This is a genomic window from Streptomyces sp. NPDC014801 (assembly GCF_043082085.1).
GTDB lineage: Bacteria > Actinomycetota > Actinomycetes > Streptomycetales > Streptomycetaceae > Streptomyces.
In genome coordinates, this window is record NZ_JBIBXG010000007.1 from 139630 (window position 1) to 155623 (window position 15994).

At 73.4% G+C, this 15994-nt stretch carries 13 protein-coding genes; 5 read left to right on the forward strand and 8 right to left on the reverse strand.

Features of this window, described 5'->3' with window-relative positions:
• Positions 1 to 18: 18 nt before the first annotated feature.
• Entirely contained in the window at positions 19 to 1383 is a 1365-nt protein-coding gene (locus tag ACF1AL_RS18140; RefSeq protein WP_391826503.1) for a PspC domain-containing protein, read from the forward strand.
• Complete coding sequence (locus ACF1AL_RS18145) at positions 1370 to 1570, forward strand: hypothetical protein (protein WP_366837918.1); 201 nt, start codon at positions 1370 to 1372, stop codon at positions 1568 to 1570. Before ACF1AL_RS18140 ends, ACF1AL_RS18145 begins: the two co-directional genes overlap by 14 nt.
• Before the next feature lie 13 nt (positions 1571 to 1583).
• Here the strand turns inward: ACF1AL_RS18145 and ACF1AL_RS18150 are convergent, their stop codons facing one another.
• From ACF1AL_RS18150 to ACF1AL_RS18160, 3 genes are all read right to left on the reverse strand, one after another.
• A complete protein-coding gene (locus tag ACF1AL_RS18150) occupies positions 1584 to 2105 on the reverse strand; it encodes a DoxX family protein (RefSeq protein WP_391826505.1) in 522 nt (173 codons plus the stop codon).
• Between the two features lie 452 nt (positions 2106 to 2557).
• Positions 2558 to 3835: a hypothetical protein gene (locus ACF1AL_RS18155; protein WP_391826683.1), complete on the reverse strand. Its 1278-nt coding sequence runs from the start codon at positions 3833 to 3835 to the stop codon at positions 2558 to 2560.
• 218 nt (positions 3836 to 4053) lie between these two features.
• Complete coding sequence (locus tag ACF1AL_RS18160) at positions 4054 to 4848, reverse strand: class II aldolase/adducin family protein (protein WP_391780477.1); 795 nt, start codon at positions 4846 to 4848, stop codon at positions 4054 to 4056.
• Between the two features lie 115 nt (positions 4849 to 4963).
• Between ACF1AL_RS18160 and ACF1AL_RS18165 the strand changes: the two genes are divergently transcribed.
• A complete protein-coding gene (locus ACF1AL_RS18165) occupies positions 4964 to 5437 on the forward strand; it encodes a pyridoxamine 5'-phosphate oxidase family protein (protein WP_391826507.1) in 474 nt (157 codons plus the stop codon).
• A gap of 3 nt (positions 5438 to 5440) precedes the next feature.
• Here ACF1AL_RS18165 and guaA read toward each other — a convergent pair whose 3' ends face one another.
• Positions 5441 to 7021, reverse strand: coding sequence for a glutamine-hydrolyzing GMP synthase (gene guaA / locus ACF1AL_RS18170; RefSeq protein ID WP_366837914.1), 1581 nt, complete (start codon positions 7019 to 7021; stop codon positions 5441 to 5443).
• Positions 7022 to 7358: 337 nt separating this feature from the next.
• Between guaA and ACF1AL_RS18175 the strand changes: the two genes are divergently transcribed.
• Positions 7359 to 7658, forward strand: coding sequence for a chorismate mutase (locus ACF1AL_RS18175; RefSeq protein ID WP_366837913.1), 300 nt, complete (start codon positions 7359 to 7361; stop codon positions 7656 to 7658).
• A 591-nt stretch (positions 7659 to 8249) separates the two neighbouring features.
• On the opposite strand, the gene ACF1AL_RS18180 is transcribed toward ACF1AL_RS18175, so the two are convergent.
• Entirely contained in the window at positions 8250 to 9350 is a 1101-nt protein-coding gene (locus ACF1AL_RS18180; protein ID WP_391704008.1) for a hypothetical protein, read from the reverse strand.
• A 185-nt stretch (positions 9351 to 9535) separates the two neighbouring features.
• Between ACF1AL_RS18180 and ACF1AL_RS18185 the strand changes: the two genes are divergently transcribed.
• Positions 9536 to 10543: an LAETG motif-containing sortase-dependent surface protein gene (locus ACF1AL_RS18185; protein ID WP_391826509.1), complete on the forward strand. Its 1008-nt coding sequence runs from the start codon at positions 9536 to 9538 to the stop codon at positions 10541 to 10543.
• 84 nt (positions 10544 to 10627) lie between these two features.
• On the opposite strand, the gene ACF1AL_RS18190 is transcribed toward ACF1AL_RS18185, so the two are convergent.
• The 3 genes from ACF1AL_RS18190 to ACF1AL_RS18200 all read right to left on the reverse strand — a co-directional run bounded on the left by ACF1AL_RS18190 (position 10628) and on the right by ACF1AL_RS18200 (position 15974).
• Positions 10628 to 12433, reverse strand: a complete 1806-nt coding sequence (locus ACF1AL_RS18190; protein ID WP_391704014.1) for a GMC family oxidoreductase N-terminal domain-containing protein — start codon at positions 12431 to 12433, stop codon at positions 10628 to 10630.
• Positions 12434 to 12474: 41 nt separating this feature from the next.
• Positions 12475 to 14088, reverse strand: coding sequence for a succinic semialdehyde dehydrogenase (locus ACF1AL_RS18195; protein ID WP_366837909.1), 1614 nt, complete (start codon positions 14086 to 14088; stop codon positions 12475 to 12477).
• A 104-nt stretch (positions 14089 to 14192) separates the two neighbouring features.
• Entirely contained in the window at positions 14193 to 15974 is a 1782-nt protein-coding gene (locus ACF1AL_RS18200) for a protein kinase (protein WP_391826511.1), read from the reverse strand.
• Between the last annotated feature and the right edge of the window lie 20 nt (positions 15975 to 15994).

Below are 15994 nucleotides of genomic sequence, written 5' to 3' on the forward strand. Positions count from 1 at the left end.
GGCCGTCACCATGGACGCATGACCGATCACCAGCACGCAGCGGACGGGGTGCCCGGGCCGGGCGTCCCGTCCGGCGCGGCGGCCGGGCCCGGGGAGCCGGGCACCGGTGCGGCCGGCCGTCCGCACCCCTTCCGCCGCGACCGCCGGCACCGGACGATCGCCGGGGTGTGCGCCGGGCTGGGACGGCAGTGCGACATGGACCCGGTGATCTTCCGGATCACGCTGGCCGTGCTGGCGGCGGCGGGCGGCATCGGTCTGATCTTCTACGGCTTCGCCTGGCTGTTCGTCCCCTACGACGACGAGGACGAGAACGAGGTGCGCAAGCTCCTCACCGGGCGGGTCGACGGGCAGGCGCTCGCGGCGGTGCTGTTCGCGCTGGTCGGCTGCGGGGTGTTCCTGTCGATGCTGCGCAACGGCGGGGTGCTCACCTTCGCCGTCGTCCTGTCCCTGCTGCTGGCCGGCGCCGGCTACTGGTCGCAGCGGCGCGGTGAGCCGAGCCCCGATCCGCTGGCCGCGCAGGCGGTGGCGGACGCGCCGCCGGAGGCCCAGGCGCCGCCGGCCGCCGGGGCCACGCCCTCGTGGTGGCGTGACCCGATCGTCAAGGACGGCACGCATGTCGGCGGGACGGGATATCTGTGGGGCCCGGGCGACTCCCGTGAGCGGGAGGCCGCGACAGCCGTCGGGATCGGCCGGGGGTTCACCTCCGAGCGGGCGGCGCCGGTGCCCGCCGCGAGCCGGCCGGTGGCGCGCGGGCCGCGCTGGATCGGCGGCTGGGTGTTCCTGCTGGCGCTGGTCGCCGGCGGCCTCGGCACGGGCCTGGCCTGGCCCGACCATCCGCTCGGCACCAGCCTGCAGGTGGGGCTGGCCGGGGCGCTGACGGTGTTCGGGCTGGGGATCGCGGTGAGCGCGTTCCTCGGGCGTACGGGCGCGGGGTCGGTGTTCTGGTCGGTCGTCACGGCGGCGCTGCTCACCGCGTCGGCGGCGCTGCCGCACGACATCGGCACGCAGTGGACGCGGACGACGTGGCAGCCGGCGGCGGTGACGGACGTGCAGCCGAAGTACCACGTCGGTGCGGGCGTCGGCACGCTCGACCTGTCCCGGATCGACGTGGCGCCGGGCCGGACGGTGAGCACGGTGGCCGACGTGGGCGTGGGCCGGGTGCGGGTGATCGTGCCGCCGGGCGTGACGGTGAAGGCGGACATCGAGGTCGGCGTCGGCGACATCCGGCTGCCGGGGGACGGGACGAAGGACGTGGACGTGCAACCGGGCAGGCACCAGCAGGTGACACTCAGGCCGGCCGCCGGCGCGAAGAACGCCGGCACGCTGGACCTGGACCTCCAGGTCGGTCTCGGCCAGGCGGAGGTGTCCCGTGCTGCGTCATGAGTTCCAGCCCGGCCGGCTGGTCGCCGGCCTCGCCCTCACCGCCGTCGGCGTGCTGTACGCGGGGGACGCGGGCGGCCTGTGGCACACCCCGTGGTTCGTGGCGATCCCCCTCGTCGTGGGCGGTCTGTGCGTCGCCGCGGTGGCGGGCATGGTGGCCCACGGCGTACGGCGACGCCGTCACGGCTGACGGGCGGGCACCGCTACCGGTACCCGCCGGCCCGCCGGCGCCGGAGCAGTGCGTCGAGGGAGAACAGCGGCGTGCCGGCGATCACCAGCGGCAGCCAGGCCATCAGGTACGCCAGGTCGTTGCCGAAGTAGTAGGGGCTGGTGGCCCAGGAGACCGTCAGCCAGAGGCTCAGCGAGATCAGCGCACCGCCGAGCGCGGCGACCCGGCCGAGCAGCCCGAGCAGGGTGCCGATGCCGACGGCGAGTTCACCGAGGGCGATGGCGTACCCGAAGCCGACGGGGCTCTTCAGCGCCAGGTCGACGAGGGCCGGTATGGCCGCCGAGTCGCGGACGGAGCGCATCGTCTCGCCGATCGAGCCGGCGCCGGTCGCGTGGAAGAAGGAGCTGTCGGTCAGTTTGTCGAGGCCCGCGTAGATGAAGGTGATGCCGAGGAAGAGCCGGAGCGGGAGGAGCGCGTAGCGGCTCGCCGAGTCCCGCCAGCCGGCGCCGCCTTCGGCATGGGGGGTGTGCGTTTCCGTGCGCATGCTGTGAGTCATCGCTTCCCGCCGCCTCTCGCCCGCCGGTGCCGTCACCCGACGATACGTACGGAAGCGGCGATCGACTCAATCCTGACGAACGTCCGCACAGTCCCCCACCGGTACGCGCACCCACGCCCGTCCCAGGGCGCCGCGCCACCTCGCCGAGCGCCGTGCCGCCCTCGCCGCGAGCGCCTTGCCTTCCCCGGCGGAGCCGTCCCGTCAGGACGCCGAGGCCACCCGCGTCCCCAGGCACCGGTCCACCGCCACGCGGGCACCGGTCCACCCTCGTGCCCGGGCATCGGCACGCCGCCCGCGCCCCGGCTCAACCCCCGCGAGGCCCGGACACCCGGCCGCCCGCTGAGGCCCGGGCCACCGGTCAGGACCCGTACGGCACCGGCATCCCGCGCGCTGAAAACTTGCGCCGCCGGGACGGCGAGTGCCCCCGTGCCCCAACTCCGCCCCGCCGGGGCTCACTCCGTCACGTCGATCGTGTACCGGTTCGTCTCCACGCCTGCCGCCGTCACCACCTGGACCTCCACGCGGCCCGGTTCGACGTCCGCCGGGACGGGGACCGTCAGGGTCGAGTCCGTGGGGTTGCTGAAGCCGCCGGTGACCGGGATGAGCGGGACCTGGACGTGGACCGTGCCGATGCGGACCGTCATCCGGGACAGCCGGTCGGCGCCCTGCGCGCCCGGCGGGACGAAGCCGGCGCCGCGGATCTCGATGTCGTCGCCCTGCCGGATCGGCCCGTCCAGGTCGCCGGCCTCGCGGGCGCGGACGACGGAGAGGATCACGGGCCGGCCGCCCTCGGCGTACTTGCCGGCCACATAGGTCGCCGCCGAGATCAGCACCACCACGGCGAGCCCCCAGGGCAGGTCCGGCAGCTGGTCGGGCCGCCGCGCCAGCCGTACCGCCGCGAAGACCAGGGCGACGGCGTTGATCACGACGTACTGGAGGTCGGGGAAGGCGCCCCGGCCGGAGTCGTCGGTGAGCAGGTCGGCGGCGCGCGGCCGGTCCGCGCGGACCTTCTGCAGCCGCTGAGCCAGCACCCGCAGCCCGACCACGCGCCGCACCAGCACGGCGATCCCGCACACGACGGCGAGCACGGTCACCACGCCCGCGCCCCGGGCCAGCCGGAGACCGTCGAGCAGGGCGTCCCGCTCCCGGTGCCCGGAGGCCGCGGCCAGCCGCCCGGCGAGGACGAGCACGGCGTACGCGACGAAGAGCACCCAGCCCGCGGCGACCGCGCGGGAGGTGGACAGCCGGTTGTCCTCGCCGATGACGGGCGCGAGCACGCCGCCGCGCGCCCGGTGGAACCAGGAGGCCGCGCTCAGCGCGACGGCGACGACCAGTGCGGCGAGCAGCCCGGCGGTGCGGGCCGCGCTCCAGCCGGCCCCGATCGCGGTCAGCGACTGCGCGAGCAGCAGCGCGACGACGGCCGCCCAGACCGTGCCGGCGCTGCGGCGCGCCAGCCCGGCCAGCCAGGCGTCGCCCTCGGCGCGGCCGCGCTCGGCGACGAGGGCGGCGGACTGGGTGAGCTCCTCGGAGACCCACTGCCGGGAGGCGGACGCGGAGTGCGCCACGGCGGCCGGCAGGCCCTGACCGGCGGCGAACTCGTCGCGCCGGGACAGGAACGCGGCGACCGCGCGCCGATGCCCCTCGCGGGCGCCGTGCGGGCAGTCCCCGCAGGCGCAGCCGCCCTCGTGGGCGCCCGCCGGCGTCCCGTCTCTCGCCTCCTGCACCGCCACGTCCGCGCCCGCCTTCCCCACGACCCTCACGGCCGGCGGCCCGTCCGGATCTCCGGCCACCGGCAGACAACTCCCCCGCGACGAGAGCGCATTGTGCCCTACCCGGCGCTCCTCCCGGCCGGAAGGTGTGGTCAGCGCGGGTGAAACGGGGGTCACCGTGTTGACCCGCCCCTGCCTCAAGGCGCGGAGGGACCCCGGGCCGCAGGCCACGGGCGGGCCTAGTCCAGCAGGTCGGGCTCGCTGCGAAGGATGTCCTGCCACATCGGCTGGTAGTTGATCCAGGCCACGAGGTCGCCGCCGAGCTGCTCGCGGGTGGCGGTGGCCATCCGGTGGTCGATGAGGACGGGACGCCCCGCGGCCTTGGCCGTGAGCTGCACCTGGCAGGCCCGTTCCATCGTCACGAACCACCACGCGGCGGCGTCCACCGAGTCGCCCACGGTCAGCAGCCCGTGGTTGCGCAGCACCAGCGCCTTGCGCGAGCCGAGCGTGTCGGCGATACGACGGCCCTCCTCCGCGTCGACCGCGACGCCGCTGTAGGCGTCGTACAGCGCCACGTCCTCGTAGAAGGCGCAGCTCTCCTGGGTGATCGGGTCGATGAGCTCGCCGAGGGCGGCCAGGGCGCGGCCGTGCACGGAGTGGCAGTGGGCGACGGCGACGACGTCCGGGCGGGCCGCGTGCACGCGCGCGTGCACGCTGAAGGCGGCCTGGTTGACGTGGTAGCGGCCCTCGATCACCTGGCCGTCGGAGTTGGCGAGCACCAGGTCGCTGACGGTGACGTGCCGGAAGGGCAGGCCGAAGGGGTTGACCCAGAAGCAGTCGCTGTACTCGGGGTCGCGTGCGGTGATGTGCCCGGAGACGCCGTCCTCAAAGCCGAGCCGGCCGAAGATCCGCAGCGCCCCCGCGAGCCGCTCCTTGCGGTGCCGGCGCTCGTCGTCCAGGGAGTCGTGCTTGGGCGGCATCGCGAACCGCAGCCGGTCGGTGGGCAGGGGTGGGGGCGGAGTGGGCCCGGGCATTGGTCCTCCGGCACTCGGTTGCTGTACGGCGGGAAGTTACCGCCGGTCAGCCGAGGAGAACAGACCTTGCCGAAAGACGACAGAAGATGTCGTCTTTGGGCGCGACACTCGCCGTATGACAGCGAACTGGGCAGACTTCGCCGCCGCCGAGCCGCAGCTCGCCGCGACGGTCGAGGAGCGATTCGGCGCCTTCACCCATCACGTCCTGGTCACCCTGCGCGCGGACGGCTCGCCGCGCACCTCCGGCCTGGAGGTCGACTTCCGCCGGGGCGAGCTCTGGTTGGGAATGATGCACGGCTCGCTCAAGGCGCGTGACCTGCACCGCGACCCCCGCTTCGCGCTCCAGGCGAACCCCGGGGAGGGCACCGGCATGGGCGGCGGGGACGTACGGATCAGCGGGCGGGCCTACGAGGTGCCGGACGGTCCGGACAAGACCGCCTACACGAAAGAGGTGGAACCGCCGCAGCCGTTCCACCTCTTCCGCACCGAGCTGACCGAGGTCGTCAGGACCTCGGTGGAGGACGAGAAGTACCTCGTCGTCCAGGTCTGGAAGCCCGGTGAGCCTCTGCGCGTCGTCAGACGCGCCTAGGGCCTACTCCCACTCGATCGTCCCCGGCGGCTTGGAGGTCACGTCGAGCACCACGCGGTTGACGTCCCGCACCTCGTTGGTGATCCGGGTGGAGATCTTCGCGAGGACGTCGTACGGCAGACGGGACCAGTCGGCCGTCATGGCGTCCTCGGAGGACACCGGGCGCAGCACGATCGGGTGGCCGTAGGTGCGGCCGTCGCCCTGGACGCCGACCGAGCGGACGTCCGCGAGCAGGACGACCGGGCACTGCCAGATCTCCCGGTCGAGGCCGGCCGCGGTGAGCTCCTCGCGGGCGATGGCGTCGGCCTCGCGGAGCAGGTCCAGCCGCTCCTTGGTGACCTCGCCGACGATGCGGATGCCGAGGCCGGGCCCGGGGAAGGGCTGACGCTGGACGATCTCCTCCGGCAGGCCCAGCTCCTGGCCGACCATGCGGACCTCGTCCTTGAACAGCTTGCGCAGCGGCTCGATCAGCTTGAACTCGAGGTCCTCGGGCAGGCCGCCGACGTTGTGGTGCGACTTGATGTTGGCGGTGCCGGTGCCGCCGCCGGACTCCACCACGTCCGGGTACAGCGTGCCCTGGACCAGGAACTCCACGGCCGGGCCCTCGTCGGCGACGATCTCGGCCTGGGCCTGCTCGAAGACGCGGATGAACTCGCGGCCGATGATCTTCCGCTTCTCCTCGGGGTCGGAGACCCCCTTGAGCGCGGTGAGGAAGCGCTCCTCGGCGTCGACGACCTTCAGCTTGACGCCGGTCGCGGCGACGAAGTCCTTCTCGACCTGCTCGGTCTCGCCCTTGCGCATCAGGCCGTGGTCGACGTAGACGCAGGTCAGCTGGTCGCCGATGGCCTTCTGCACGAGGGCCGCGGCCACCGCGGAGTCCACGCCGCCGGACAGGCCGCAGATCGCGCGCTTGTCCCCGACCAGCTCGCGGATCGCCTCGACCTGCTCCTCGATGACGTTGCCGGTGGTCCAGTTGGGCTCCAGGCCGGCACCGCGGTACAGGAAGTGCTCCAGCACCTGCTGGCCGTGCGTGGAGTGCATGACCTCGGGGTGGTACTGGACGCCGTAGAGCTTCTTCTCGTCGTTCTCGAAGGCGGCGACCGGGACGACGTCCGTGGAGGCCGTGACGGTGAAGCCCTCGGGGGCGGCGGAGCAGGCGTCGCCGTGCGACATCCACACCGACTGCTCGGCCGGGGTGCCCTCGAAGAGGGTGGAGGAGGCGCGGGAGACGTGCAGCGGGGTGCGGCCGTACTCGCGGGCGCCGCTGTTGTCGACGGTGCCGCCGAGCACCTCCGCCATCAGCTGGAAGCCGTAGCACATGCCGAAGACGGGGACGCCGGCCTCGAAGAGCTCGCGGTCCAGGCGGGGGGCGCCCTCCTCGTACACGGACGAGGGGCCGCCGGAGAGGATGATCGCCGCCGGGTTCTTGGCGAGCATCTCGGCCACCGGCATGGTGCTCGGGACGATCTCGCTGTAGACCCGGGCCTCGCGGACGCGACGGGCGATGAGCTGGGCGTACTGCGCGCCGAAGTCGACGACCAGAACGGTGTCGGGGGCGGCGGCAGCGGGGGACGCTGATGACACGGGAGCCTTCCGGCGGATGGGCGGGGTCTCTGTGCTGGCCAATTCTACCGGGGTGGGTGCGGGTGGCCTCGCCGTCGTCCCCGGGCCCGCCCGCCGGACGCTCGTCTCAGGATGCGAACCGTGTTGGACTCGGTCCCCGCACCCGGCATACTGGGCCCATGCTCCAGCACCAGACCTACGTCTTTACCTATGGCACCCGGCCCGCCGGCTGCCATGGTCGTGCTGCTTGAGCTACTGACAAGCGACTTCCCAGGCGCCCCGGGCCGACAAGGTCCGGGGCGCCCGTGTTTTCCGGACCTTGCCGCTCCGGGGCACCCCGTCCGACGAGGAGCCCCCTATGACCCCCGCCACCGCCACCGCGCCCACCGACGTCACCGGAGCCCGGACCGCCGAGGCCGCCGATGTGATCACCGGCGCCCGCGAGCGCATCGACGCGCTCGACGACCGGATCATCGGCCTGATCCAGGAACGGATGGCCGTCTCGGCCGTGATCCAGGAGGCCCGGATCTCCTCCGGCGGCCGCCGGGTGAACCTCTCCCGCGAGATGGAGATCCTCGGCCACTACCGCGAGGCGCTCGGCAAGCCCGGCACCGCGCTGGCGATGACGCTGCTCGAACTGTGCCGCGGTCGCATCTGAGTTCGCATCGGCTCTCACCCGTACGGCGCGTGACCGCCCGGGGGTCCCTTCGTTGGTACCGGTGTCCGTGCCAGCCAGGGGCGGGCCCGAAAGAACCACGCGTGGCTCGCTGGAGCGATGAGGCGTACGGATCGTGCTGTGCGTCGTGGGACCTCGCTCCAGGGAAGTGACCGGACGGCAGGGGACAGCAGCCCGGTCACCCAAGAGAACGGTCGGCTCCGGGGACGCCCGGGGCCGGCCGGCGGAACCTGGATATATGCAAAATTTCATAAGGGCCGGGTCCAACGGTTGCGGGCACCGCGTTCATCCAGCACGATGCCTGACAAGCCCAAGTCCCCCCGTATGCACCCGTATTACCGGGCACTGACCCCCTCCCGGGGTGGTCACTGCCAGAGGTCGAGACCAGCGGCGCAACCCCCCGGCGCCGCTTCCCCGAGGCACCGGCGCTGCCCTGACGTCGGTGCTGACCGGAGAAGGGCCCCGCGGCGAGCTCCCGCGGGGCCCTTCCTTCATGCCCGCCGGACGGCCGCGTCGCATGAAGGACGACGGGACCTGGACCCGGTGCTCGGACCCGGTGCTCGGACCCGGGGCTCAGATCCGGGACACGGTCCCGCAGGATCCCGGCCGGTCCGGGTCCAGTTCCTCGCTGCGGTCGTAGGGGTCCACCTCGGGGCCCGTGGGTGGGGCGCCGGACGGTCCGGCCGACGGGAACTCGGGGTGCAGATAGCCGTCGTCGACGTCACAGGCGGAGTTGCCGGCCGACTCGTCGAAGCGCGTCACGGCGATCGTGCCGGGGGTGACCCGGTAGCGGCCCGGGTCGTACAGGTCGACGTCGAGGACGCGGCGGACCACCGTGCGGGTCACCTCGGTCGAGCCGTCGGTGCGCACCACGGGGTAGACGAAGCTGTAGTCGGCGTGGATGCGGACGGCGCCGTGCTCACCGGGCCCGACGGTCATCCGGCCGCGGGTCTTGACCACCGTGCCGACCAGCCGGACCTCCCGGGGGTCGAAGCGGCTGAACAGCGCGACCGGGTCGTGGTCCCGGTCGGGCCGGCGCAGCGAGGTCTCCAGCCGGTCGCGCAGCCCGGGCTGGAGCGGGTCGATCACGGACAGCGCCTCGGCGGGCCGCTCGCCGCGCAGGGTGGCCGGATCGAGGCTGCCGTCGACGAGCAGGGTCTTCGTCTGTTCCAGCGCCTTGGCGACCCGCGCCTTGGAGTGCACGCCGATCGCGCGGGCGGCGGGCGGCACGATGCCGGCCTCGCCGTCGGCCCACCGCTCGGCCGGGGACCCGGCGAAGGGGCGGTCCAGGGTGGGCCGGGCGGGGGCGGCGGACTCCGGCGCGGTCGGGCGCGCGGTCTCCGGCGGCAGCGGGGGCGCGGTGGCGGCCGCGGCGCCGGTGCCGAAGGGGTCGCCGGGCAGCAGCGAGGGCTTCATCGCGACGACGGCGACGGCCAGCGCCACGGGGATGCCGAGCACCGCCCACCACCGCCGCCGGCGGCCGGCCCTGCCGTCGAGCTCGCGCCAGGCGGGACCCGTGCGCCGGCCGGGCGGCGGACCGGCGGCGCCCCGGGCGGCCGCGGACGGCTCCTTGGGCGCGGAGGCACGGATGTCCAGTTCGCTGTCGCGAACGAACTTCTCCCATACGTCGTCGGGGACGCGGGAGGTCTCGTCGTCTGAGGGCTTTTCAGGCACGAGCGACAGTTCTACGGCGTACGACGACCGGGCGACAAGCCGCGCCCACTTGTGACGGAGCCCACATAAAAGTGACGTGAAGACGGCACAACCATTCACAGGCTTCACTGATCCAACGTGCTGAAACCAGGGCCACACCCGCGCCGCCACGCGGGGCCCACCCAGACGGACTCCTTGAGGTCTTCATGAAGCTTCGCCGTGCCATGGCCACCGCGGCCGCTACGGCAGTGATAGCCCCGCTGGCGCTGCTGTCGGCGCCGGCGGCGTTCGCAGACGACGAAACCCCGGCCACGTCCACCACCAGCCCGGCCGCCACGCAGAGCACGCAGAGCGCCGGCACGGGCGAGGAGGACAAGGGCGCGACGGAGAACACCACCGCCACGGCCACCGCGACCGGCTCCGCCACGGCCTCTGCCACCGCGACCGGCTCGGCCACTCCGACCGGCACGCCCACGGGCACGCCCACCGGGAAGCCGACCGCCACGCCGACGGCCACCAAGAGCACCGACCCGGGCGACGGTGACGAGCCCGTGGACTGCGAGGACTCCAAGGTCGACGTCTCCATCACCGGTCTGCCCGGCAAGATCGCCGCGGGCAGCGGCTGGCACAAGTTCTCGCTGGACGTGGCCAACAACTCCAAGTCCACGCTGCAGGACCTGGCCTACTTCGCCGGCGCCTCCAGCGACAAGAACGGCGACAACCTCTTCAAGACCGGCCAGGTGAAGCTGCAGGCCTGGGACCCGGACACCAAGTCCTGGGGCGACCTGAACGACGGCGGCTACGCGGTCGGCTTCGTCGGCTACACCGACGAGCTGAAGCCCGGCTACGAGGTCGACATCCCGATGCGCCTCAACGTGAAGGCGTCCGCCCCGGTGGGCTCCGGCTTCACGCTCGGCGCGACGATCTACGGCGACAGCGACGCGCAGTGCGTCGGCTTCGGTGACGTGGCGTACAAGTTCCAGATCGTCAAGGCCGGCACGGACACCGACGGCACCAAGCCGCAGGAAGGCGGCGTGGCCCCGGTCACCGACAAGAAGCCGACCGGCACCACCCCGAAGGTCACCGGCAGCCTCGCCGAGACCGGCTCCAGCTCCGCCCTGCCGATGATCGGCCTGGTCGGCGGTGCCGCGGTCGTCGCCGGTGCCGGCGCGATCGTCGTGGTCCGCCGCCGCAAGGGTGCCGCGACCGCGTAACGGGTCACCGCACCCCACAGCACGACGAAGGGACCTGCGCTCGGAGGGGGGCGCAGGTCCCTTCGTCGTACGGCGGGTGCGGGCCTACTTCTTCGGCGGCACCGCGGGCATGCCCAGGAAGGGCAGGCGCAGCGCGCCGAAGGCGTCCGCCGGGACCGCCGGGGACTTCGGTTCGATCGGCTTGAGCCGCTCGTACGCCGCTCCCTGCGCCGGGCGCGGGTCGGCCTCACCCTTGTTGGGCCAGTACGACATCGCCCGCTCGGCCTGCGCGGTGATGGTCAGGGACGGGTTGACGCCCAGGTTCGCGGAGACCGCGGCGCCGTCCACCACCGAGATGCCGGGGTGGCCGTACAGCCGGTGGTAGGGGTCGATCACGCCGGTCTCGGGCGAGTCTCCGATCGGGCAGCCGCCGAGGAAGTGCGCGGTGAGCGGGGTGCCCATCAGCTCGCCGACGTTGGAGCCGGCGAAGCCGTTGATCTCGGCGGCGAGCGCGCTCGCGCCCTCGGTGGCGGCCTTGATCTGCTTGGGGTTGGGCGAGCCGTGGCCCTGGCGGGCGGTGAGCAGGCCCTTGCCGACGCCGTCCGGCTTCAGGTAGGTCGTCAGGGAGTTGTCCAGGGACTGCATCACCAGGCCGATGATGGTCCGCTCCGACCATTTGCGATTGGACAGGGAGCGCAGCACCAGCATCGGGTGCCGGGCGGCGTTGGCGAGCCAGGCGGCGACGCGGGAGCGGCCCTCGGCGTAGGGGACCTGGAGGATGGACAGGCCGCCCATCGAGTTGGAGCCCTTGCCGTAGCGCACCGGCTCGATGTGGGTGCTGGCGTCGGGGTGGATGGACGAGGTGATGGCGACGCCCCGGGTGAAGTCGGCGCGCGGCTCGCCGGTGACCTTGCGGTAGCGCCGGTTGTCGGTCTGCGCGCCGACCAGCGCCTCGGAGTTGGTGCGGGTCAGCTCGCCCAGCCGCGGCGAGAGGTAGGGCAGGTTGCCGTTCGCCTTCATCCGGTGCAGCAGGGTCTGGGTGCCGTAGGTGCCGGCGGCGAGGACGACGCGGCGGGCGGTGAAGGTGCGGCCCCGGCCCTTCTTCTTGTCGTCGGTCGGCAGGGTGGCGACGGCGTAGCCGCCGCGGGAGTCGTCGGTGACGGAGACGACCGTGGTCATGGGGTGGACGACCGCGCCGGCCTTCTCGGCGAGGTAGAGGTAGTTCTCGTTCAGGGTGTTCTTCGCGCCGTGCCGGCAGCCGGTCATGCACTCGCCGCACTCGGTGCAGGCGCGGCGCTCGGGGCCGGCGCCGCCGAAGTAGGGGTCGGCGACCTTCTCGCCGGGCCTGGCCTTCGCCGTGCCGTCGGCGTCCTGGCCGTCGCCGAAGAACACGCCGACGGGCGCCATGTGGAAGGTGTCCCCGCAGCCCATCCGCTCGGCCGCCGCCTTCAGGTGCACGTCGGAGGGGGTCATGGTCGGGTTGAGCCGCACGCCGAGCATGCGCCGCGCCTGGTCGTAGTAGGGCGCGAGCTCCTCCTGCCAGTCGGTGATGTCGCGCCACTGCGGGTCGTCGAAGAACGCCTTCGGCGGGACGTAGAGGGTGTTGGCGTAGTTCAGCGACCCTCCGCCGACGCCCGCGCCGGCCAGCACCATGACGTTGCCGAGCAGGTGGATGCGCTGGATGCCGAACAGGCCCAGCCTGGGTGCCCAGAGGTAGTTCTTCAGGTCCCAGCTGTTCTTCGGCAGGGTCTCCCGGGTGAAGCGGCGGCCAGCCTCCAGGACGCCGACGCGGTAGCCCTTCTCGGTGAGCCTCAGGGCGGTGACGGACCCGCCGAACCCCGAGCCGACCACGATCACGTCGTAGTCGTACCCGTCCTCGTCCCGGGTCTGGACGGACTTCTCCTGCGACACGTGCTCTCCTCGTCGAGAACGGGTGGCCAAGAACGAGCGGCCTAGCGGAAGCGGAAGGCCTTCATCAGCTTCAGGCTGCGGGTCATGAACGCCGCGTACTGCTCGTCGTTCATGCCCAGGGACGGCGCCATGGGCAGCAGGCGCTGGTGGGCGAGGGTCTGGGCCTCGGTGTACTTCAGGATGCCCTCGGAGCCGTGCCGGCGGCCCAGGCCGGAGTCCTTCATGCCGCCCATCGGGGACTGCACGCTGCCGTACGCCGGGGCGTAGCCCTCGTTGAGGTTGACGGTGCCGGTGCGCAGGCGGGCGGCGACGGCGCGGCCGCGGCGGGCGTCCTTGGTCCACACCGAGGAGTTCAGGCCGTACGGCGTGGCGTTGGCCTGCTCGATCGCCTCGTCCTCGGTGCGGAAGCGGTAGACCGAGACGACGGGGCCGAAGGTCTCCTCGGTGCACACCGACATCGGCTCGGTGACGCCGTCGAGGATGGTCGGCTCGTAGAAGTAGGGGCCGATGTCCGGGCGGGCGACTCCGCCTGCGACGACCTTGGCGCCCTTGGCGACGGCCTCCTCCACGTGCCGTTCGACGGTCTTCAGCTGCCGCTCCCCGACGAGCGAGCCCATGTCGGCGCCGTAGGCGAGGGAGGTGCCCAGGCGCATGGCCTTGGTGCGGGCGGCGAACCGCTCCAGGAAGGCGTCGGCGACCGACTCGTGGACGTAGAGCCGCTCGATGGAGATGCACAGCTGGCCGGCGGAGGAGAAGCAGGCGCGCACGGCGCCGGCGGCGGCCTTGTCGAGGTCGGCGTCCTCCAGCACCAGCATGGCGTTCTTGCCGCCCAGTTCGAGGGAGACGCCGACGAGGCGGGCGGCGGCGCGCTCGGCGACCTCGCGGCCGGTGCGGGTGGAGCCGGTGAAGGAGACGTAGTCGGCGTGGCGGACGACCTCGGGGCCGATCACCGGGCCGTCGCCGATGACGACCTGGAAGACCTCGGCCGGCAGGCCCGCCTCAATCAGCAGGTCACGGGCCCACAGCGCGGTCAGGCAGGTCTCGGTGTCCGGCTTCATGACGACCGCGTTGCCCGCGACGAACGCCGGCAGCGCGTCGCCGACGGACAGCTCCAGCGGGTAGTTCCAGGGGGCGATCTGGCCGACGACCCCGCGCGGGTGGCGCAGCTCGGTGACCTTGGTCAGGGTCGGCACGGCGCCGGTGTGCCGCTTGGGCTTGAGGTAGGCGGGAGCCTTGCGGCCGTAGTGGCGGGCCGCGACGGCGACGGCCTGCACCTCCTCGTGGGCGTGCAGCCGGGCCTTGCCGGTCTCCAGCTGGATCAGGTCGAGCACCTCGGCCTGCCGCTGGAGCACGAGGTCGTGGAAGCGCAGCAGGACGGCGGCCCGCTGCCGCACCGGCACCTGCGCCCACACGGCCTGCGCGGCGCGGGCGGCCTCGAAGGCCTTCTCCACGTCCTCGGGGGTGGACTCGGGCAGGTCGGCGAGCTTCTCCCCGGTGAACGGCGTGTGGTTGGCGGTCCGGCCGGAGCCGGCCACGCCCTTGGTGAGCTGCGCGACCAGCTCGGGGGTGACCACGTCGGCGGCGGTGCGGGCGCCCTGGGGTGCGGGGGCGAGGGGGTTGGTGCCGGTCTGGGCCGGTGCCTGCGCGTCCGTCATGAGGCGCAGGGTATGCCGGTCCGGAGCCTTTGTGTACCCGTCGGTAACGCGGATTCACCGACTACACACATCCCGCCAGCGATTGCTGGCAACAAACGCGCTGATCAGGGCGTTGGGGCGGCGCTGCGGGATTCCCGCGGACCGGCCGAGAGCCGCAGCCGGTCCCGGGCGCCCTTGAACAGCTGGGTGCCCTCGTGCTCCTGCGCGGTGCCCTTGGGCATGTCGACCCGCAGCTCGTACAGCCGCCCGTCACCGGTGCGCACGAAGAGCTGCAGCACCCGCGCCCGCTCACCGCCCAGCCGGAAGGCGGTGTCGGCGCAGACGGCCTCGTCGCCGTGGAGGCCGGTCCGGGTGAGCTGCGTGCGGGCGTCCGCGTGCTGCGCCCGCCAGGAGCGCTCCGCCTCCCGCGCCCGTTCCATCGGCGCCCCGGGCGCCTTGTCCCACTCGGCCAGACGCGCCTGTACGGCACCCCCGGCGCCGTACACCACCAGGCGCGGCCGGTCGCCGCCGCCGCTCTGCCGGGCCGTGCGCCGGTAGCCGTCGGGCAGCACGAGTACGGCGTCCAGCTCCGGCTCCTCGTGCGCGACCCACGTGCTGCCGGTGGAGGTGGCGGGCGCCGGGCGGTAGGTGCCGTGGAACTCGGTGGCTCCCGCGCCGGAGCCCCGGTCGAGGAAGGCGGACACGCCGAACCAGACACCACCGGCGACGAGCACGGCGAGCGCGCCGAGGAGGAGGGGGCGGCGGGAGGGACGCCCTGCGGAGGGGGACGACGGGACGCGCTCCGTGGGGGGCGACGGCGGGGCGTGCTCCGGGGAGGGCGACTGGGATTGCTCCTCGGATCCGGGAGGAGCGCCCGACTCCTCGGCCTCCTCGGCCTCTTGGGCCTCCTGGGTTTTTTGAAGGGGCACCGGCTCCGGCAGGGATTTCGACTCCGGCAAGGGTTCCGACTCCGGCTTCGGCTCCGCACCGCTACCGCCACCGCCCGCCGACGCGCTCCCCCGGTCCGGCGTCTCGCCGCCCGCGGCCTCCGCCAGTGCCCGGGCCGTCTCCTCGGGGCCGGGCCGCCGCTCGGGGTCGCGCTCCAGCAGGCGTATGAGGAGGGGGGCGAGCGGGCCCGCCCGCCGCGGCTCGGGGACGTCGGCGGTGAGGATCGCGGCGAGCGTGGACTCCACGGTCGTACGGCGGAACGGGGACCAGCCCTCCACCGCCGCGTACAGCAGCACGCCCAGGGACCACAGGTCGGACGCGGGACCGGCGGCGCCCCGGCCCGACATGCGCTCGGGGGCGACGAACTCCAGCGAGCCGACGAACTCGCGGGTGCCGGTGAGGGATTCCTCGCCCTGGACGTGCGCGATGCCGAAGTCGGTGAGGACGACCCGGCCCTGGGGGTGTCCCGGCTCGAGCGCCTCCGAGAGCGGCGGAGGTCCGAGCAGCACGTTGGCCGGTTTCACGTCGCGGTGGACGATGCCCACGGCGTGCGCGGCGCGCAGGGCGCCGAGGACGGCGGCGCCGATGCGGGCGGCCTCGGCCGGGGGCAGCGGCCCCTTGCGCAGCACCGCGTCCAGGGACTCGCCGCGCACCAACTCCATGACGATCCACGGCAGTCCGTCCTCGACGACCACGTCGTGGATGGTGACCGCACTGGGGTGGTCGACGCGGGCCGCCGCCCGCGCCTCGCGGTACAGGCGGTGCGCGGCGCGCCGGTGGCTCTCGTCCTCCGGGTCGCCGGGCAGCCGGGGCTGCTTCACGGCGACATCGCGGTCGACCTTCCGGTCGTGTGCCCGCCACACGGTGCCCATGCCGCCGGAGCCGATGCGCTCGACCAGCCGGTAGCGTCCGCCGACGAGCCGGTCCCGCCCGTCGCCCACCGCCCCCTCGTTGTTCATCCCCCATGCCTATCGCGCCG